Consider the following 18,603-nt stretch of genomic DNA (forward strand, 5'->3'; position numbering starts at 1 on the left):
ATACGTTTAATAAGCACATAAGTTAATAAATCATAAAATAAAGACAATAAAATACCGTATTTCTATTCATTAAAAAATCAATAAAAATGCATGGTTAATTTATGATGGACGTTTTAAAGAAAGCTTTTACCATACCAAAATTGAGAGCATAAATATTATGCACGCAGAAAGGCATACGCCAAACAATAGCGTGAATCGCCTCATTAGCAATAATGGTAAAGAAAAATGTGAGGTAAACAGATAACAGCAAGCGCAATATGGCTTAGCACGATCGCAGAGCGATTTTGGCACGGTAGACTTAGAAGAGGGTTAGCGCAAGTAGATACAGAAGGCTATGCGTTGATATCATTCAATAGGATATCACTCAGCAGCTTACATATAAATTTAGCCAAACCTTTTCGAAGTCGTCATTGCTGTCATATGGTTTACACATTCAATCTTTAAAAACGTCTTGATATTTAAATAGGACACGATGATTCCTCCATAGGTTATGGCCAATGTCAGGGTGACAGTAGCAGGTTAATTGGAATGACTTATCACTTATCACTTATAAAAGATAAGCGATATAAATCAATGCGCCAATAATAACGGTTTAAAAATAAATGTCAACTTTTAATTTAAAAAATACTAAACAATGAATGTAATAAAAAAACCACCTAATAAAATAGTGATTTAAAACAATCATGGATAATTATTTATACCATAAAACTATTGATGACTTCAGCCAATAAAGCAGCGGCAATAAGGATAAATATCACCCCGCAACCACGATTGAGCCAAGCCAAGCGATGACCGACATCTAGCCAACTTGCCAGCTTTTTACCACCTAGGGTATAAACAACCTGCCAAATCGTCTCGCTAAAAAACAAGCCGATGGTCAATAAGATATATTGTGGCCATAGTGGCGCACTAAAATTGATGAACTTAGGAAAAAAGGCAGCAAAGAACAAAATAGCTTTAGGATTAGATAGTGATACCCAAACCCCCGTACGAAACAAAATCAGGTTACTTGGCGCTGTTTTCACGGCAGCACTAGAGAGCGAGCGTGACGGCGGTGTGGCAGCCACACCTTCAGAGGCAGGATAATCAGCTGCCACCTCAGCACTCAACTCACGAGCATCGCTCATCAAGCTACCATCACCCGCATCGCGCCATGAGCTGATACCCAAATAAATCAAGTATGCCGCGCCCACGGCTTTGATGATCGTCAACAGCCAAGGTGACTGGCGACTGATCACATCGAGCCCAAGTAGAGTCGATAGCAGCAACACAAACAAGCCAAGACTCAGGCCTGCCAGCGTCCACAGCGTTCGTTTTACGCCATAGTTCATGCCATACTGAAACGCCAGTAGCATATTAGGACCAGGGGTCGCTGAGATAAAAAAAGTACTTGCGAAAAACACTGCAAACAGATGCCAAGACATCAACCCACCCCTACGTCATTATGTGTAAGCGGTTCTAATACGAACGGCTCTGCCACTAAAAAATAAACACCGCCATTGAGACGGTGCACTTTGTATAGTTGATCCAATTTAAAAGTGGTACAAGGCAACCGAGTGCAGATGTATATGCAATAATTCAAGCGAGGTTAATGCTGTAACTCTTTTATAGTGGGTTGACTATACTCATTTATCGTAAAAATAAAACGTCTGCTACTGCGTAGATTCCTGAGTGGTACAGCTATCTAGCAACTTCTGTAAAAACTCATCACAACGGGCAATTTCGCTAAGCACCACATACTCATCTACCTTGTGTGCCTGTTCAATACTACCCGGGCCACAGATAATCGTTGGAATGCCAGCATTGGTAAACTGTCCACCTTCCGTCGCATAAGCGACTTTATGACGCTCATCATCCCCTGTCAGCGCAGCGATTAATGATTGCAGCTCGGCACTATCATTATCAGTCATTGCGGGTACGCCTACTGCTTGCACCAGCTCAATACCAGTCTCTGGTGCTCGTGCTTGCATTTGAGCATTTAACTCTGCCACCTTTGCCTGAATAGGCGCTAATATGTCGTCTTGTGTCATGTGTGGCAGGTTGCGATAATCAAAGGTAAACTCGCACAGATTGGGGACGATATTGGTCGCGGTACCGCCCTGTATCGTGCCCACCGAAAGTGTTGAGTAAGGCACATCAAACAGCGCATCCCCATCACCAAGAGCATCATCGCGACGACTTATCTCTTCTGCCAGCTCATCGACATAACCAATTAAACGACTGGCATAGCTAATGGCATTAACCCCTTGCGCCGTCAATGACGAATGCGCAGACTTACCATGCACGCGGCAACGATATATGGCAATACCTTTATGTGCCACCACCATCGTCATATTGGTCGGCTCACCGACGATGCAATAATCAGGCGTGATACCGCGTGCCTTTAAATCTGCCAATATGAGTGGCGCACCCAAGCAACCAATCTCTTCATCGAACGACAGTGCCAAATGCAATGGGCGACGCAGCTGACCGCTGTTCGACCGTTTCACCGCTTGCGGCAATAATGTCAGCGCACAGCCGATAAAGCCTTTCATATCACACGCACCGCGACCATATAGCTTATCACCACGAATCGTCGCCGTAAATGGCTCTGATGACCACGCTTGGCCATCGACGGGTACAACGTCAGTGTGACCCGATAAGACCAGACCATGATTGACGATATCGGCATTTTCGCCAGCGGGTACTGTCACAAACAAATTGGCCTTGGTTTTGGCCTCATTAAAGGTCAAGTCGACTGTCAAACCTAATTGCTCACAGTAAGCTTTTACATCGTCAATCAAAGCCAAATTGGAATGCCGACTGACGGTATCAAAAGCAATGAGGCGTGTCAGCCAATCAATGCTGTTTGCCGGATAAGTGACAGTATCTATGGCTTGACTGTCACTATCCATATGGTTATTTATGCTCATAAAACATCCTTATTATGATACGTGATACTCGTATTATGAAGGGTTATTTTGATTCATGATATCAATAACTGGCGGCATTGGTTTTGGTAGCTTACCTTCTGCTTGTAACTCTTTTGTCGTCTTGGCATCAATAGCGAGTCCAGCGATCAGAGCGATGTCTTTGACTGCTTTGCGCTTACGGGTCGCAAAACTGACTGGCACCATACGCGCAAACTCATAGATATAAAGATAAGACTCTTCACCACCTTCGAATATTTCATCTTCCTCTAAACGAATGCCGCCAATCTTGGCCAAATCCGATAGCATCTCATTTTCTTCACTGGTCAAACCGCAATCAGTAATACCAAAGCCCGTCATAAAACCATTGGCCCACTGTTTCAACGCCATCACACGCTCGTACAAGTCATGTTCATCATCAGGGATCAGCGGCATATAAGAGTAAGCATCATCTTTATCCTTCAGCTGAAACACGATATCTTCCGCTTCTTCTGTCAGTAATGTCAATGCAGGCTCTGGTAGTGGTGCAAAGCTTAGCTCTTCAAACACTTTTGCCCATGTTGCTTCATCAGGGGCATTACAGGCCGTCATAAGCCCTGTCATGAAGCCATGCACTTCACTGATAGACACGTCCGTCCAATCATCAAACGCGGTCAGCCAAGTATTCCAGCCAGAGATGTTATCATTCATAATAGATGTCCTAGTAATTGATTGCTGCTTATAAAATAAAAATGATCACGATAAAATGTCATGGACATATCATCGATACATAAAAGTAAAAAGATAAAGCCACATGCTTGTAATTACTCTGTTGATATAGATATTATGCGGTCACCTATGGCATTATTAAACGCAGAGAACAAAATTCATTTACGCTTACTTGTGAAGGATAAAAACTGACTATGTACGATCAACTTAGAATATTAGAAAAAATGGTACTCGACATCAAAAAACAGTATCAGCTTGTCAGTGCTGAACTTAGCAGCCTAAAACAACACCCTGTTACTGATTCAAAAGAATTTGCCGCACTAAAAGCCAAGCTCAATACCAGCCATAACGAACGTGACAGTGCCAAAAAACAACTGAACGATCTCGACAAGCGCTATCAAAGTCTAGCCGAAGCGCACCATATGATCGGTGAAGAGCAAGACAAGCTGCAAAAACAAGTCAGCCAATTACAACAACAGAACGACGAGCTGCATCAACATAATAATGAACTGAAGCAGCAGTACAGCGATATCAAACAACAAAACAGTGAGCTGCAAAAAAAGAACCAACTGGCAGCCGAGCGCACTCAAGTAGTATTAAAACGCCTAACCCATATCGATCAAGCCGAAGGCTAACGCGTCTCCATGACAGCTGGCAAAGGCATACCGTTTATTAAGCCGCCCAATGCTACTTGTAACCTCTTATATCACTCATTTCATTGACCAGACATTGTAGGATTTATCATGACCGATGACCAAAACAAATCGATAGCAAAGCTGCCAAAAACCAATCAAGTACAAAATACTCAAACTCAACGCCCTCAAGTGCAAAGCACTCAAACACAAAATACAGCATTAACATCGCAAAAAACTGCCCCAGTCGCGCCAAGCACATCAAGTACGATGGTTCAATCGAATCCCAAAATAGCAAAGGCTCCTGAACCACAAATCAAAAAAGTCGATATCGCGATTGCTGGCGTTACTTATCCAATTTTTTGTCCAGTACATGAGCAAGAAGAGCTTTTATCAGCCGTCTCGTATATTAATAATCATGCACTCGAACTAAAAAGAGAGGCACCTAGCCTCAGTCAAGAGAGCATACTGGTACTGTGCTGCTTGAACTTATATGAAAAAATCCATGCCAGTCAAAAAAATGATGAAGATCGCATTCAGCAAGACAAACAATCTGAAGCATTGCTCAATAAAATCATGAAAGATGCCCATTCTATTCTATAGATGCATCGTACTGTATTAAACACATAAGCGCCTAGCCAATAAAGTTAGGCGCTTTTTTATGGTCAATCATTTATCTATTTATGCATAAGGCGTGTAGGTCTTGCCTGCATGAAAGTCTGCCTGATGCTCATAATTGCAAAAGAACAACTCTTGGTTCGCTTCAACATTGCCATCGGTAGCTGTACTTGGTTTGGTTTCAAGTACGCCGCGATATTCAGCCAAACTATTGCCACAAAAATTGCACTGACGCGGTGTGGTGATATCACCTTCTTTTGGCATCATGCTCTTGGGTGCGCGCGGGTACATAAACTTATAAAAAGCCCACATTGACGCCCAGATAATGAGGATTACAATAATAACGGCAAACACGGCAGTGCTCCTTCAATTACGGATAAACGCGAAGAATAATACAAGCGACAAAGCTAACGATTATTCAATACATTTTAATAGCATAAATTTTACCGCCTATAATAGCGATAATACAATGCCTTTACCGTTTAATTGCTTATTTTGCTAGCTAATATAACGCCATACCCTCATAAAAAAAACTGGCCACGTTGAGCCAGTTTTTTGCGTCAAAAGTAATAATCAGGTTTTAGCAGAATTACAGCTGCAACTCGCTGATATCCGCCACTGTTAAGAACAAGGCGCGGACCTGTTTTAACAATGCTAAGCGGTTGTTCTTCAGCGCATCATCTTCGCTATTCACCATCACATTATCGAAGAACTGTGTCAACGGCTCGTCTAGACTGGCAAGCGTTTGCAATACTTGCGTATAGTCAGCCTGCTCGAGTAATGGTTGCACCGCTGTTTGCGCTTGCTGCACACTCGCATATAGGCTCTGCTCAGCAGGCTCAGACAATAATATCTCATCAACATTATCAGCCACGCTCACTTCTGACTTGGCCAAAATGTTGGCAACGCGCTTGTTTGAATCGGCTAGCATTGACGCTTGTGACAACTCGCTAAACGCTTGCACGGCACGGATACGCTGATCAAAATCTAGCGGCATATGCGGGTTAATCGCTTGTACGGCTTGGATCGTATCAACACTGACACCTTGCTCGGTATACATCGCACGATAACGCGAGTTCAAGAACGCCATAACTTGGGTAAAGGTATCGCCCATTTTGGCAATCTTGCTGCCTTCTTCCGTAGTATAGTTCTTAATTGCCTGCTCAACGAGTGCTACCAAGTTAATTGGTAGCTGTTTTTCGATCAAAATACGCAAGATACCAATAGCAGAACGACGTAAGCTAAACGGATCCTTTGAACCCGTTGGCGCTTGGTCAATCGCAAAAATACCAACCAATGTATCCAAACGATCCGCTAATGCCAAACAGATACCAATCGGCGTCTGCGGCAATACATCACCACTGAATTTCGGCAGATACTGCTCTTCTAAACTGGCTGCGACCGCTTCTGGCTCATCATTCAAACGTGCATAATAAGTACCTGCGATACCTTGTAATTCAGGGTACTCGCCGACGAGCGAGCTGGCCAAATCTGCTTTAGACAAAATGCCCGCACGTACGGTTTCATCAACATTGATATCGTGGCCTTGCTGCTGCATCAACGTGGCAATGAATGCTGCCAGCTTAGCAATACGCTCAGACTTCTCCCAAATCGTCCCCAACTTATCTTGGAATACGCGATTTTTTAGGCTTTCTGTGAGTGCAAACAATGGCTGCTTTTGATCTTGTAAGAAGAAAAACTCTGCATCAGCCAAACGTGGACGTACAACTTTTTCATTACCTTCGATAATCTGGTTAGGATCTTTTGATTCAATATTGGTAATAAAAATAAAGTACGGCTGCAATTTGCCAGTTTTATCAGTTAAGCAGAAATACTTTTGATCCGCTTGCATGGTCGAGATAAGCGCTTCTTGTGGCACTTGTAAGAAGCGCGCCTCAAAGCTTGCTCGTAGCGCAATGGGAAAATCAACCAGTGCAGTGACTTCATCTAACAATGCCTGCGGTACGATGGCATCTGAGTTAACTTCATCAGCCAAGGCTTTGACTTGATTTTTGATCAGCATTTGACGCTTGTCAAAATCTACTACTACTTTTAAGCCGTCTAACAGCTGCTCATAATCATTGGCATGAGCAATGTTATGGTAGTCAGGACTGTGGAAACGATGACCACGCGTTTGCGTGCCAGTTTGATGACCTTGGATAGTGGCATCAATGACAGCGCTATCTTGCATCAATACCGCCCACTGTACTGGACGCACGAACTCATTACGGCTAGCGCCTGAGCGCATACGCTTGGCAATCGGCAACTTATCAAGCGCCGTTTGAAAAATAGCAGGCAGTAGCTCAGTGGTCGATTGGCCCTGAATGGTCTGCTCAAAGCCAACATAATCACCTTTATCGGTGTTAATCGTCGTAAGTTCGCTGGCTTCAATCCCTAAGCCTTTAGCAAAGCCCATCGCCGCACGCGTTGGATTGCCCTCTGCATCAAACGCCGCTTTAATCGCAGGTCCTCGTTTTTGCTCAGTGCGATCCGGCTGTTTATCACTGATACCTTGAATCTGAATTGCCAAACGACGTGGAGCCGCAAAGGCTTTGATGCCATCAAAGGTAATATCAGCGTCAGCTAATTGCTCAGTGACACTTGCTTGTAGCGCATCACGTAATGGTTTGAGACTCTTTGGAGGTAGCTCTTCACACCCCAGTTCAAATAGAATAGTACTCATGGGATGCTCCTATTTATCGTTAGTAGATTGGTTAGTATCAGTAGTTTCTTTTGCTGAGTTGTCTGCTACTAAGCTGTCTTTTGACACGTCTTCTTTTGGCAAATACTTATCGAGCGCCGCTTGGCGATGTTCTTCATCAGCCAATGGGAAGCCCAATTTCGCACGAGCTTCGACATAACCAATAGCAACCTTACGAGCAAGCGTACGCACACGTAGGATAAAACGCTGACGTTCGGTCACTGAAATGGCACCGCGCGCATCTAGTAAGTTAAACGCATGTGAGGCTTTTAATACCATCTCATAAGCAGGCAATGGCAGTCCTACATCGACCAATTTGTCTGCTTGCTGCTCATAAAAGTCAAACATCTCGCCCATCATCGGCACATCAGCGTGCTCAAAGTTATAGGTAGATTGCTCCACTTCATTTTGATGAAAGACATCGCCATAAGTCACACGACCAAATTCACCATCTGCCCACACCAAGTCGTATACGCTATCGACGCCTTGCACATACATCGCCAAGCGCTCGAGACCATAAGTAATCTCGCCAGTGACTGGGAAGCATTCGAGACCGCCCACTTGCTGGAAGTAGGTAAACTGCGTCACTTCCATACCGTTTAGCCAAATCTCCCAACCAAGTCCCCACGCACCTAGTGTTGGCGACTCCCAGTTGTCTTCGACGAAACGCACATCATGCACCAATGGATCAATACCAATGGCTCTCAATGAATCCAAATACAACTCTTGAATATTAGGCGGATTCGGCTTTAGCACCACTTGAAATTGATAATAATGCTGCAAGCGGTTTGGATTGTCACCATAACGCCCATCAGTAGGACGACGAGATGGCTGTACATAGGCAGCATTCCAACGCTCAGGGCCTAACGAACGTAAAAAGGTCGCCGTGTGGAAAGTACCTGCGCCAACTTCCATATCATAAGGCTGCAAGATAACACAGCCCTTATCAGCCCAATAGTTCTGTAGGGTTAGGATTAAATCTTGAAACGTCATCGGTTGAGCATCTTTATCTTGTGTCATCGGGGTTGTCGCTTCGGATGTCATAGTTTGGGTTTTCATAGTAAAGCCATTGTGGGATGAGTATTATTAAATAAATCTCTGATAGCACTCGTTTGACCAATATGGCAACGATTCTATCTGCCTGCTCACCTTACTAAAAATTGACTATTTTATCCATATTTACATCAACTAAATTTACATTGCAGGCTGAAATACTCGATTGTATAGCTGACTCATGAGCAAAGTGGCATCAAAGAAGTACGGAAATAATGAATAAAAAATACCCAAATGCGCTAGCATTCGGGCAGGAGGAAAATTGTGTCTTGGGCATCCTGATTGGTCAGGCTTTTTATTTTTTGGAGGAATACTGTCTTAAATAACTACACTTAACGTCAATTTGGTTCTTTAATTAGCTTTAAAAGAACTGGTCTTAAAATATAACTATCAGATCCCTTTTATTGATAAGACTGACTGTTGGCTTTTGGCATGACTATCCATAAGATGATATAAATCAAAATACCTGGCACTGCTACACTCAACGATGAGATAATCACGAACAACACTCTCACCCACGTCGGCGACCAACCAACATACTCTGCAACGCCGCCCATCACTCCTGCTATCATACGGTTGTTCTGTGAGCGATGTAATTTCGCTAACTTAGCCAAATCAGATACCTCTCTATTATTTGTATTTTCTTATATTTTTTATACTTGTTTGCTATATTCAATCAAAATGCTATTTAGCCCTCTTGACTTACGAATAAGTATATCAACTATTCCGCTCCTATCTGTTGAAGGTATAGACGTACTTTGTGAGTTTATGCTACTCAAGCTTACCCTAATCTGTCATAGCACCATGCAAGCCCCTGATTTTAAATAATTATTTCAAAATGTTTCGAAACTAGGTTTATTGCTAAAACCTTACGCTAATAATTCATCCGCTCAGTCTTTTTTAATACTATCAAATAGATAAGCATTATTTATGTAGTAATAAAGCTGGTAAAATTCAGCTTGATTAGCATAAAACTGGTCACTAATTATCTTCTAAAAAGACGAATAATCTATATAAAATTCTGCATCAAACTTGTGTTTACAATAACCTACCTGCAAATCAACCAAAACCTTTATATAGTCAAACTTATATCAGTCGGTACAAGTCAGAAAAACAAAATAAATATAAAGCCAAGATGAGGATAATTATGTACGACACTGGATTGATGATTGGACATTTTGAACCTCTACATTTGGGGCAGATACGCAGTATATTGGATGCAGCAGGACAAGCCAAAACCTTACATATTGTCATTATGGCGCATCCATCGCCGCATCCTGATTTTACCATTACCCTACAAGACAAAGCGCGTTGGCTACAGATGGCCTGTGCCGACTTGCCATTTATTCATATTCATACGACTCATGAGATAGAGCTACCGCTGCACGAACATCTGTATAGCACTAGCAATGATGTCAGTATCGATGTCGCTGCTAGCAATGCCAAATTGCAACGTTTAATAGACGCATTATCACTGTCAGCAGAGACTGTATTGTTTATGGCTGAAGACCATCCACTCACGAGAAACGACATTCAAGAGCAGCTACTTTTGCGAGTGGTCACTACGCCACTACAGCCTGAGTTTGACTCTTATGCGATTGCTCGTGATCCAGTCACCCATTGGTCAGCCATTCATCCGCAAGCGCGCGTTGACTATACCAAGACTGTCGCTATCGTCGGCGGTGAAAGCTCAGGCAAGACAACGCTAGTCCATAAGCTTGCCAATTATTATGGTGCCAGCTTTGCTCTAGAGATGGGTCGCCTATATGTCGGTACGGATTTGGGTGGTAGCGAGGTTGGACTACAGTACAGTGATTATGGCCCTATTTGTCTTGATCATGCTGAGGCAATCCGAGAAGCTAAAGCCAATGCAACTGCCCCTATCACCATCGTTGATACTGACTTTGTCACTACGCAAGCATTTTGTGAAGAATACGAGGGTCGCACGCATCCTTTTGTGGCTGCTTGTATTGATGAGTTTCGTTTAGACCACACCATCATGCTAGACAATAATACGCCATGGGTTGACGATGGTATGCGATCTTTGGGTACGCCTGAAGCACGTGGACGCTTTGAGCAGCGTCTGATAGATATTTTCGCGCGTCACGATATTACGCCGCATATGATCGATCAGCCCGACTATGATGCTCGCTATCAGCAAGCGTTACTATTGATTGAGCAATATATCTATGGCAAAAAATCATAAACGGCACGCATACATGAAATATTTATAATAATAATTTATTCAGCTAGTGCCCTTAGTTAGCACTTTGTTGACATTAGCATTTACTGTAGGGGAAAAGCGATGCGTATTCAGCTATTGGACAACATCACCGGAAAATGGGCGATGCAATGGATTATCATTTGGTTTATTTGCGGTGTCATTGCTTTATCCGCAGGTTTTTGGCTCACGACAGACCATACCACGCTTGATTGGTTTTATTTAGCGGTCTCATTTATTGGTTTGGTTTGCGTGGTCTCGCTATCATTCCGCAAAAACGTCATGGGCAATGGCTTTGGTATGGGGGCGACCGCAGGGGAGGTCATCGTGCAGGCAACGTCTGGCGCAGTAGGCTTAATGCTTGCTCCACTATTTAACTTTTTTACCCATGTTTATGGTATTTTTTATTGGTCGAAACATACCGATCCTGATGGCGACATGATACCCAAGTCAGCGAGTAAGGCTGTTTGGTTGATTACCGCTGCCTTCATCATCGTTGGACTTGCCCTTTTTCCAACGATGAATGACTTATTAGCAAGCTATGGTTATGCAGTGGTAGAAGATGATAACAGCCTGTTTCTAGGGTTTATCTCCTTCTTTTGGATTAACGTGATTGCGTTTGTGCTGTCTATTACGGCACAGGCCGCTATGATTTTGCGCTATTCATTTAACTGGTGGCTATGGATTATCGTTAACTTTGTCTGGCTCATCGTGAATCTCATGTCAGGTAATTACATATTCGCTATTCAGACCATGGTATATCAAGTAAACGCCTTTATCGGTCTTTATGAATGGCATCGCAGTGAGCAAGTATAACGCGTCTTTTATAGGTAAAATCTCTTAAGTATTTGAATAAAATCTTGCTGACATAGTGCTATTAGTACGAATGAGTTTGACTGAGCCGTCTATCAGATAAAATGGTAGACAGGCTCAATTAGTGCTACAACTGACATTAGGCATTGTATTGATATTTAGATCAGCAGCGAATATCCGTTACTCATTTCAATTACTAACAGGGAGGTTAGTATGTCTCGTCATCGTCAACCGAAAATGTCTAAACGCACGCTAGAGCAATGGCTCAGCGAGTACTCTGTCAGTCACCAAAACTTGGTCAATAAGAAAATCCACTGGCTATGTGTCCCAACAATCTTCGTCAGCCTACTAGGCATGGGCATGTCGCTATCTGTTTGGTTTACCTTAGTGCTTAGCGCATTGGTCTTATTATTCTACATGCGTTTATCTACGCCACTGTTTTTAGCGATGGGGATGTTTATTCTCATTTGTCTATCAGTGATGGCAGCGATGCCATGGGGATTCAAAGCGTGGGCAACGGTTTTTGTCGTTGCGTGGATTGGACAATTCATCGGGCATAAAATCGAAGGGAAAAAGCCCTCTTTCTTTAAAGACTTACAGTTTTTATTAATTGGCCCAGCATGGGTCGCTAACAGTTTGATGCAACGTAAGGCTGGTTAGCGATATTCATAAGGTTTACTATTTTTGATAAAAAAAAGCGCCACCCAATTTATAGTTGAGTGGCGCTTTTTAGTCTAAATACACATCGGCTTAAATACTACCAACCAAATTATATTTCTAGCTTGTCTTCTATCGTTTGTACTTTGCGGCGTGCTAGTGCAAGGTTCGCTTTTGACTTATCAAGCACCAAGTAAATAAACAAATCTTCGTGGTTATGTGTAGGACGAATGATATGTATTTGAGACTCTAGCGTGATTAACATATCGTCAATCTCACCTTTGATCCCAAGTGATCTCATCGTAGCAACTTTCGCTTTTACTACTTGTGCATTACCGGCTGCGGCAAGCTCTAAGTCTATACTACCGCCGTTACCAGTCATATCTAGTACCATACCTGACATGTAATCAACAACGCAGGCACCCATAGCACCATCAAGATTCATTAATTCTTGCAAAGACTCTTTGATATTTGACATTTTTTTCCTATCTACTTGGTTGTGGTTCAATAGAGTAACGCTAAAATTGTGAGATGTTTTTGATCAGGAAACATCAACAATGAAATATATTTTTAGCGAAGATAATGTGTTTTATTCATTAATAAAACTAACATAACTTAGTATGTCGGCATTATACGCCTTGTATTACAAGGGAGGCGTTTTTGAACCAACCGGTCATGACAAAATAACTGCCGTCGGACCTGAAAAATAAAAAACTAAAAGATATTACATATGGTGTTGCTATAAATGAGCTCTATTAAATCCGTAATCACCAATTTTTATGGCTAAACCTTATATTAATTTTATAAATAAAAATAGAAATGAAAATAGAAATAGAAATGATATAAATTACCGTTAAATGAAAAACAGCACAGACAATATCAGGGTATTAATCAATTATTTGATGACGACTGACAAAATTCAGCTATTTTTAGCCCATTCCAATGCCTATCGATTTAATGAAGGTCATATCCTAGTTTAACGATCCTCAACTCGGTACTTTCTACAATCTTTATCATCAATAAAAAAACGCCGCCCAGAAATGACTGAGTGGCGTCTTTTATTTTACGAACGTTTTTGAGCCTATACAGAATAGATTACCCTATCTTAAGCACCAAAAACTTTTATCCGTTCGTCAACTGACTTGAATGCTTTTTCGCCTGCTGGTTGCTCAATCGCACCAAATACCAATTGTGCGTTTAGTGTCCAATCTTTATCAATGTTCCAAGCGCTAGCCACCTTTTGATCGATGACTGGATTGTAGTGCTGTAAATTTGCGCCAACATTGATACTGGCTAGTGCCGTCCAGATGACGTATTGATGGATGGCGCTGGTTTGACTTGCCCAAATTGGGAAGTTGTCCGCATATAATGGCGCGGCTGCTTGCATACCTCTCACCACCGCCTGATCTTCAAAGAACAATACCGTACCAGCCCCATTACGGAAACCGCTGACGCGCTCTTTGGTAGATTTGAATGCTTCTTCGTCACCAACGATTTCGCGTAATACATCTTCGGTCATATCCCACAATTTACGATGGTCATCACCGAACAATACAACGATGCGTGTTGACTGAGAATTAAACGATGATGGCGTGTGCAAAATAGCATGTTCAACCAGTTTGACGATTTCGCCATTAGATACTGGCAGTTGGTCGCTGAGCGCATAGACAGAACGACGTTTTTCTGCGAGCTGCTGTAGTGTTGTTAAATCTGACATTGCGTTTCTCCACGTTATTAATACAAATAATTGTTGGTATAAATGTTCTGATTAATGACACGCTCTAGCTATTTCATGACTGTTATTCAGCTATAGAGAAAGCGGCACTTCCATTACTAGGACGTTCGCAGCCTCTTCTACATCCATGGTAAAGCGCTTAGTCTCCCAAACCCCAAGACCATCACGAGTGGATAAAGTATTGCCATTTATCACGACTTTGCCGCCGATAATGAAAATGTAGACGCCATTACTAGGGTCATTCAACTGATAAATTTGCGTCACACCTTTATCAAAATCACCCATGCTAAACCACGCATTTTGATGAATCCAAACGCCTGCATCATCAGCATGAGGTGATAGTACCTGACTGAATTCGTTGGGCTGCATGATTTTGCCCATATGCACCTGCTGATAACGCGGCGTGACATTCATCTTGTTTGGTATGACCCAAATTTGTAAAAACCTCACAGCCTCTGTATTGTCGCCATTCATCTCACTGTGATTAATGCCTGTACCCGCTGACATGACTTGGATTTCACCAGTTTTTATTATTCCCTCGTTGCCGATACTGTCGCCATGAGCAAGCGTACCAGATAAAGGAATACTGATAATCTCCATATCACGGTGCGAGTGTCTACCAAACCCTTGACCACCAATGACAAAATCATCATTAATGACGCGTAAAACACCAAAGCCCATACGCTCAGGATTGTGATAATTGGCAAAGCTAAAAGTATGCTTGCTTTTGAGCCAGCCATGACTGGCATCACCACGGGAATCTGCTGCATGATAAATTGTTTTCATTATTTGATCCTTAGCTATCAATAGATTAACCACCTATATATTTATTGTCGATTAATCTATTTAAACAATAGATCTATTATAATTGTTGACCATACATAGATAAACAACGATAAATGCAAATAACTATTCTTTTTTATAGAACAATCATAAGGCATCGATAATGGGTCAATTAGAAGACATGGCGATGTTTGTACGCATTGTTGAAGCGGGCAGTATCACGAAAGCAGCTGAGCAATTAAACATTGCAAAGTCAGCTGTCAGTCGCCGTCTTAAAGAGCTGGAGTCACGTCTTGGCAGTCAATTGATCAGCCGTACTACCCGCCAATCCAAATTGACACAGGCGGGTGAACAGTATTATCAGCAAGTCACTAATATACTAAGTGCCGTTGATGTCATCAATGAGCATGCCAGTGATGCTCCCATGCGTATCGAAGGCACGCTAAAGATGACAGCGCCGTTATCCTTTGGGCTCATGCACCTAAACGATGTGATTGATGCGTATGCCAATCAGCACCCCAATCTAAAATTTGAGCTGGATTTTTCTGATCGACGTATCGATTTGATTGAAGAAGGCTATGAATTGGCCATTCGAATTGGAGAGCTGCGTGATTCAAGCTATCAAGCCAAGCAGCTGGCATTGATTCGTTGTGTCATTTGCGCCAGTCCCGACTATTTAGCAAAAACGGGCACACCTGAAACACCAGAAGATTTAGCAGATCATGATTTTTTACAATACAGTCTTGGGCAAACCAATAGTATAGAATTGATGGACACGCACGGAAAAAAGCATCGTCATACGATCGATGCCAAAATAAAAGCCACTAATGGTGAGTTCTTAGTTGATTTGGCGGTAAAGGGGCAAGGAATTACCTTTGTGCCGACCTTTATTGCGTATAAAAGACTGGCGACAGGTGAGCTCGTACCTATCTTACAGCAGTACCAGCTGCCAATACTGAAAGCCTATGCCGTTTATCCAAAAAATCGTTTTTTATCGCAGCGTTGCCGTTACTTGATTGACTTGATTGCAGAGCAGTTTGGTGATCACCCATACTGGGATCAATTTTGATAGGTGCTGACTCAGTAATTGGTCTGCACCGTTTGTCTAAAAACTATGGACGATATCATAGCTGAGCGAATCGAGCTAAGATATCGTGATTGGATCACACAGACGATATAGCACGCATGTCACAGTCGAATCATCGGCTATCACAGACTAAATGGCTTCGGTATGCTACTCAGTGATAGCAGAGATTACGCCGATCAGCTTTTTGGTCTTATATCTTACTTCTGCTAATGCCATTTTGTTTTGTGCCACGACGGTCAACACACATGGCTTTCCAATATAATTCGTTTTGACAAAGAGTATGTTTCCAAAAGTGGCTTCAACGATAGTGATATCGCATTTGCCCTGCTTCATTTGGCTCGCTGATGAATCACTTAACGCTGACAGCGTGCTACTCATTGCCGCAAATTTATCCGTTTGATTACTCAACTCACTAATCGAAAAGCAACTAATAGGAAAGCCATCTGTAGTACATAAGCTGACCAATGTAATGTCTCTATTGGCTTCGCACAATACTTTTATGTGACTTAATAGCGCTTTTTTCGCTGGTGACTTTTCGTCTGTTTTTTCGTTTAATGTAGTCATATCTAATACTAATCTTGGTTATTAAGCGTATTGAATAATGATAATAGAGACACAGCCGACTCTCTACTTCTAGGATCTGTATTGATGATTGGTGCCACAACATTATGCTGCATCAACATAATTCTTATTTCTTGGCCCAGCACTGCGATGCTATCTTTGTCAGCGCCTTCGCAATGAGTAATACCAATGATACATGTGGTCTGATTTTTTTCAGGCGCAAAAAAATGTAGCAATTTATCTAAATTGGCATAATCCGGTGTCTCACCATATTTTATCAAAATGAGTAGTCCCCATAAAGATTGGTTGACAAATTCCCATAAAAAAGAAAAACGCTCTTGGCCTGGCACGCCATATATACCTAATGCCATGTCTTCAGATAGCGTAATTCGCCCATAGTCTATACCTACGGTGGTGAACTCTTTGCCGATATCAACACTAGATTTTGCTTCTGTTTCGATAGGGTTTATCTCACTTAGCGTCTTAACCAGTTGAGTTTTTCCGGCGGCCACCTCACCAATGATAGCTAACTTTTGATAGTTCAATTTTTTACCCCATTCCTAAGAATTTTTTGATTGCACCATAAAACCTATTAGGTTTTTTCTCGTCGGCAGCTGGCGCAGTTTCTGCTGGCGCAGTTTCCGTTGGTGCAGCTTCCGTTGGCTCATCTAATGGCTCATGTACCGTAACACTCAATAAACCCAATCGGTCAAATTCTTTGATAGTTTGTGTGACTTCATCGTGCGTGCCAAACTCACCACTACTTACCAATGCATTAAATGGATAAGGTTTTTTAGTCAATCTGATACAGAGGTTCATAATCATTTGAGGTTGGCTTTCATTATTTAGATCAGGCCAAGCCATTAATCTCAAATCTTTATTTTCATAAAAATTCTCAGGAATAGTATCAGGTTTTTTTATGTCAATAAACGGTTGAATCCGGTTTTTCTGATATTCGTTAAAGCGATCAAAAACATCGCTATTCTTTTCAATAAAAGCATCAAAAAAGCTACCTTGATCCACAAAATCGAAAATACTAACACCCCAATTATGAAAGGTACGCTCAGTAATGTCCGTGTCCATAAAAACCCAAAGGTCTTCATGTCTAGGGTCAGTGGCTATCTTTGCCATCAATTGGTCCACTTCTAGAGAAGGGCCTTCTAGTACTTGAAGGTATTGACCGTCACGATAAGAAATGATACCAGTGATTGTAGATCTTGGATTATTTTTACGAGAGATTTTAACAATATCTGATAACCCAGAAGGCATACGAATACTACGATCACTAATAGATACTCTACTGACATATGCGATACATTTCATTTGGTCACCACTTGATGAGACATTCAAAGCTCGTTAAGTTGCCATAGCTATATATAAAACAATCATTCGCTATGTATAATACATATATGTTAATTAGACCTTATTGCTAGGCAAAACTAGCAATAAGGTATGTTCTATTAATTATTTTTTGGCTTAAGTTTTGCCAATCAACTTATACTGATAAGTTTTTTTCTATTGACTGTACTTTACGACGTGCTAATGCAAGATTGGCTTTTGATTTATCAAGCACTAAATAGATAAACAAATCTTCATGACCGGCGGTAGGACGAATGATGTGTAACTGAGTTTCCAATGTGATCAAGATATCTTCAATTTCACCTTTGATACCCAGTGATTGCATCGTAGCAACTTTCGCTTTTACTACTTGTGAGTTACCTGCTGCTGCAAGCTCTAAGTCTACACCGCCACCAATCATACCAAGTACCATACCTGACATATAATCGACGATACAGCCACCCATTGCGCCATCAAGACTCATTAAATCCTGTAAAGACTCATTAATATTTGACATATTTTTTTCCTATTTACATTAGTTATGTTTAATTAAAATAGTCCTAAGATAGAACTACTTTCTTAGCTTGACAATGCCAACCTAAATTGGCCTTGTTGATCAACGACTTAATTATTATTAACTTATCTTAATAAATCTTTATAAATTCTAAGATGGTTGTAAAAATAAAATATCAATAATTAATTCTGGTTTCACTATAGTACATCCTTTATAAAAGTGGTACAGTTCTTTTAAAATAAGCGAAAAGTAAAAAGATTATGACTTATTCAG

At 41.6% G+C, this 18,603-nt stretch carries 20 protein-coding genes; 6 read left to right on the forward strand and 14 right to left on the reverse strand.

Features of this window, described 5'->3' with window-relative positions:
• Positions 1–695: 695 nt before the first annotated feature.
• The 3 genes from QL982_RS11990 to QL982_RS12000 form a co-directional block, all read right to left on the reverse strand.
• On the reverse strand, positions 696–1,424 hold the full coding sequence (locus tag QL982_RS11990; RefSeq protein ID WP_290162814.1) for a LysE family translocator: 729 nt from the start codon (positions 1,422–1,424) through the stop codon (positions 696–698).
• A 228-nt stretch (positions 1,425–1,652) separates the two neighbouring features.
• Entirely contained in the window at positions 1,653–2,912 is a 1,260-nt protein-coding gene (gene argE, locus QL982_RS11995) for an acetylornithine deacetylase (protein WP_290162816.1), read from the reverse strand.
• A 33-nt stretch (positions 2,913–2,945) separates the two neighbouring features.
• Positions 2,946–3,599, reverse strand: coding sequence for a UPF0149 family protein (locus tag QL982_RS12000; protein WP_290162818.1), 654 nt, complete (start codon positions 3,597–3,599; stop codon positions 2,946–2,948).
• A 212-nt stretch (positions 3,600–3,811) separates the two neighbouring features.
• Here QL982_RS12000 and QL982_RS12005 point away from each other — a divergent pair, with 212 nt between their 5' ends.
• Entirely contained in the window at positions 3,812–4,252 is a 441-nt protein-coding gene (locus tag QL982_RS12005; protein ID WP_290162820.1) for a hypothetical protein, read from the forward strand.
• A 108-nt stretch (positions 4,253–4,360) separates the two neighbouring features.
• Complete coding sequence (zapA, locus tag QL982_RS12010) at positions 4,361–4,852, forward strand: cell division protein ZapA (RefSeq protein WP_290162822.1); 492 nt, start codon at positions 4,361–4,363, stop codon at positions 4,850–4,852.
• 78 nt (positions 4,853–4,930) lie between these two features.
• Here zapA and QL982_RS12015 read toward each other — a convergent pair whose 3' ends face one another.
• From QL982_RS12015 to QL982_RS12030, 4 genes are all read right to left on the reverse strand, one after another.
• Complete coding sequence (locus tag QL982_RS12015; protein WP_290162824.1) at positions 4,931–5,221, reverse strand: hypothetical protein; 291 nt, start codon at positions 5,219–5,221, stop codon at positions 4,931–4,933.
• A gap of 235 nt (positions 5,222–5,456) precedes the next feature.
• Complete coding sequence (glyS, locus tag QL982_RS12020) at positions 5,457–7,550, reverse strand: glycine--tRNA ligase subunit beta (protein ID WP_290162827.1); 2,094 nt, start codon at positions 7,548–7,550, stop codon at positions 5,457–5,459.
• A gap of 9 nt (positions 7,551–7,559) precedes the next feature.
• Positions 7,560–8,561 carry a glycine--tRNA ligase subunit alpha gene (gene glyQ / locus QL982_RS12025; protein ID WP_290162841.1) on the reverse strand — a complete coding sequence of 334 codons (1,002 nt, stop codon included), beginning with the start codon at positions 8,559–8,561 and terminating at the stop codon, positions 7,560–7,562.
• A gap of 461 nt (positions 8,562–9,022) precedes the next feature.
• A complete protein-coding gene (locus QL982_RS12030) occupies positions 9,023–9,235 on the reverse strand; it encodes a PspC domain-containing protein (RefSeq protein ID WP_290162829.1) in 213 nt (70 codons plus the stop codon).
• 407 nt (positions 9,236–9,642) lie between these two features.
• On the opposite strand from QL982_RS12030, the gene nadR reads away from it, so the two are divergent.
• The 3 genes from nadR (at position 9,643) to QL982_RS12045 (ending at position 12,315) form a co-directional block, all read left to right on the forward strand.
• Entirely contained in the window at positions 9,643–10,827 is a 1,185-nt protein-coding gene (nadR, locus tag QL982_RS12035) for a multifunctional transcriptional regulator/nicotinamide-nucleotide adenylyltransferase/ribosylnicotinamide kinase NadR (RefSeq protein WP_290162843.1), read from the forward strand.
• 99 nt (positions 10,828–10,926) lie between these two features.
• The gene (gene pnuC, locus QL982_RS12040; protein WP_290162831.1) at positions 10,927–11,658 is read left to right on the forward strand and encodes a nicotinamide riboside transporter PnuC; all 732 of its coding nucleotides are present in this window, start codon (positions 10,927–10,929) and stop codon (positions 11,656–11,658) included.
• A gap of 210 nt (positions 11,659–11,868) precedes the next feature.
• Positions 11,869–12,315, forward strand: a complete 447-nt coding sequence (locus tag QL982_RS12045) for an Mpo1-like protein (protein ID WP_290162833.1) — start codon at positions 11,869–11,871, stop codon at positions 12,313–12,315.
• A 109-nt stretch (positions 12,316–12,424) separates the two neighbouring features.
• Here QL982_RS12045 and QL982_RS12050 read toward each other — a convergent pair whose 3' ends face one another.
• The 3 genes from QL982_RS12050 to QL982_RS12060 form a co-directional block, all read right to left on the reverse strand.
• Positions 12,425–12,790 (reverse strand): hypothetical protein, encoded by a 366-nt coding sequence (locus tag QL982_RS12050; protein WP_290162834.1) that lies wholly within the window; start codon positions 12,788–12,790, stop codon positions 12,425–12,427.
• A 627-nt stretch (positions 12,791–13,417) separates the two neighbouring features.
• Complete coding sequence (locus tag QL982_RS12055; RefSeq protein WP_290162836.1) at positions 13,418–14,029, reverse strand: nitroreductase family protein; 612 nt, start codon at positions 14,027–14,029, stop codon at positions 13,418–13,420.
• A gap of 90 nt (positions 14,030–14,119) precedes the next feature.
• Positions 14,120–14,833, reverse strand: coding sequence for a pirin family protein (locus QL982_RS12060; RefSeq protein ID WP_290162838.1), 714 nt, complete (start codon positions 14,831–14,833; stop codon positions 14,120–14,122).
• A 160-nt stretch (positions 14,834–14,993) separates the two neighbouring features.
• Here QL982_RS12060 and QL982_RS12065 point away from each other — a divergent pair, with 160 nt between their 5' ends.
• Positions 14,994–15,899 (forward strand): LysR family transcriptional regulator, encoded by a 906-nt coding sequence (locus QL982_RS12065; RefSeq protein WP_290165921.1) that lies wholly within the window; start codon positions 14,994–14,996, stop codon positions 15,897–15,899.
• A 165-nt stretch (positions 15,900–16,064) separates the two neighbouring features.
• Here QL982_RS12065 and QL982_RS12070 read toward each other — a convergent pair whose 3' ends face one another.
• The 4 genes from QL982_RS12070 to QL982_RS12085 form a co-directional block, all read right to left on the reverse strand.
• On the reverse strand, positions 16,065–16,481 hold the full coding sequence (locus QL982_RS12070; RefSeq protein WP_290165923.1) for a hypothetical protein: 417 nt from the start codon (positions 16,479–16,481) through the stop codon (positions 16,065–16,067).
• An 8-nt stretch (positions 16,482–16,489) separates the two neighbouring features.
• On the reverse strand, positions 16,490–17,023 hold the full coding sequence (locus QL982_RS12075) for a hypothetical protein (RefSeq protein WP_290165924.1): 534 nt from the start codon (positions 17,021–17,023) through the stop codon (positions 16,490–16,492).
• 4 nt (positions 17,024–17,027) lie between these two features.
• On the reverse strand, positions 17,028–17,801 hold the full coding sequence (locus QL982_RS12080; RefSeq protein ID WP_290165926.1) for a BLUF domain-containing protein: 774 nt from the start codon (positions 17,799–17,801) through the stop codon (positions 17,028–17,030).
• Positions 17,802–17,973: 172 nt separating this feature from the next.
• A complete protein-coding gene (locus QL982_RS12085; RefSeq protein ID WP_290165928.1) occupies positions 17,974–18,333 on the reverse strand; it encodes a hypothetical protein in 360 nt (119 codons plus the stop codon).
• Positions 18,334–18,603: the final 270 nt, after the last annotated feature.

The sequence above is a fragment of the Psychrobacter sp. 5A.1 genome, from assembly GCF_030407455.1.
Lineage (GTDB): Bacteria > Pseudomonadota > Gammaproteobacteria > Pseudomonadales > Moraxellaceae > Psychrobacter.

Bases quoted from the DNA above. Each gene is read 5' to 3' on its own strand.
- QL982_RS11990 (WP_290162814.1), bottom strand. From the start codon at position 1,424: ATGTCTTGGCATCTGTTTGCAGTGTTTTTCGCAAGTACTTTTTTTATC.
- argE (WP_290162816.1), bottom strand. From the start codon at position 2,912: ATGAGCATAAATAACCATATGGATAGTGACAGTCAAGCCATAGATACT.
- QL982_RS12000 (WP_290162818.1), bottom strand. From the start codon at position 3,599: ATGAATGATAACATCTCTGGCTGGAATACTTGGCTGACCGCGTTTGAT.
- QL982_RS12005 (WP_290162820.1), top strand. From the start codon at position 3,812: ATGTACGATCAACTTAGAATATTAGAAAAAATGGTACTCGACATCAAA.
- zapA (WP_290162822.1), top strand. From the start codon at position 4,361: ATGACCGATGACCAAAACAAATCGATAGCAAAGCTGCCAAAAACCAAT.
- glyS (WP_290162827.1), bottom strand. From the start codon at position 7,550: ATGAGTACTATTCTATTTGAACTGGGGTGTGAAGAGCTACCTCCAAAG.
- glyQ (WP_290162841.1), bottom strand. From the start codon at position 8,561: ATGACGTTTCAAGATTTAATCCTAACCCTACAGAACTATTGGGCTGAT.
- pnuC (WP_290162831.1), top strand. From the start codon at position 10,927: ATGCGTATTCAGCTATTGGACAACATCACCGGAAAATGGGCGATGCAA.
- QL982_RS12045 (WP_290162833.1), top strand. From the start codon at position 11,869: ATGTCTCGTCATCGTCAACCGAAAATGTCTAAACGCACGCTAGAGCAA.
- QL982_RS12050 (WP_290162834.1), bottom strand. From the start codon at position 12,790: ATGTCAAATATCAAAGAGTCTTTGCAAGAATTAATGAATCTTGATGGT.
- QL982_RS12055 (WP_290162836.1), bottom strand. From the start codon at position 14,029: ATGTCAGATTTAACAACACTACAGCAGCTCGCAGAAAAACGTCGTTCT.
- QL982_RS12060 (WP_290162838.1), bottom strand. From the start codon at position 14,833: ATGAAAACAATTTATCATGCAGCAGATTCCCGTGGTGATGCCAGTCAT.
- QL982_RS12065 (WP_290165921.1), top strand. From the start codon at position 14,994: ATGGGTCAATTAGAAGACATGGCGATGTTTGTACGCATTGTTGAAGCG.
- QL982_RS12070 (WP_290165923.1), bottom strand. From the start codon at position 16,481: ATGACTACATTAAACGAAAAAACAGACGAAAAGTCACCAGCGAAAAAA.
- QL982_RS12080 (WP_290165926.1), bottom strand. From the start codon at position 17,801: ATGAAATGTATCGCATATGTCAGTAGAGTATCTATTAGTGATCGTAGT.
- QL982_RS12085 (WP_290165928.1), bottom strand. From the start codon at position 18,333: ATGTCAAATATTAATGAGTCTTTACAGGATTTAATGAGTCTTGATGGC.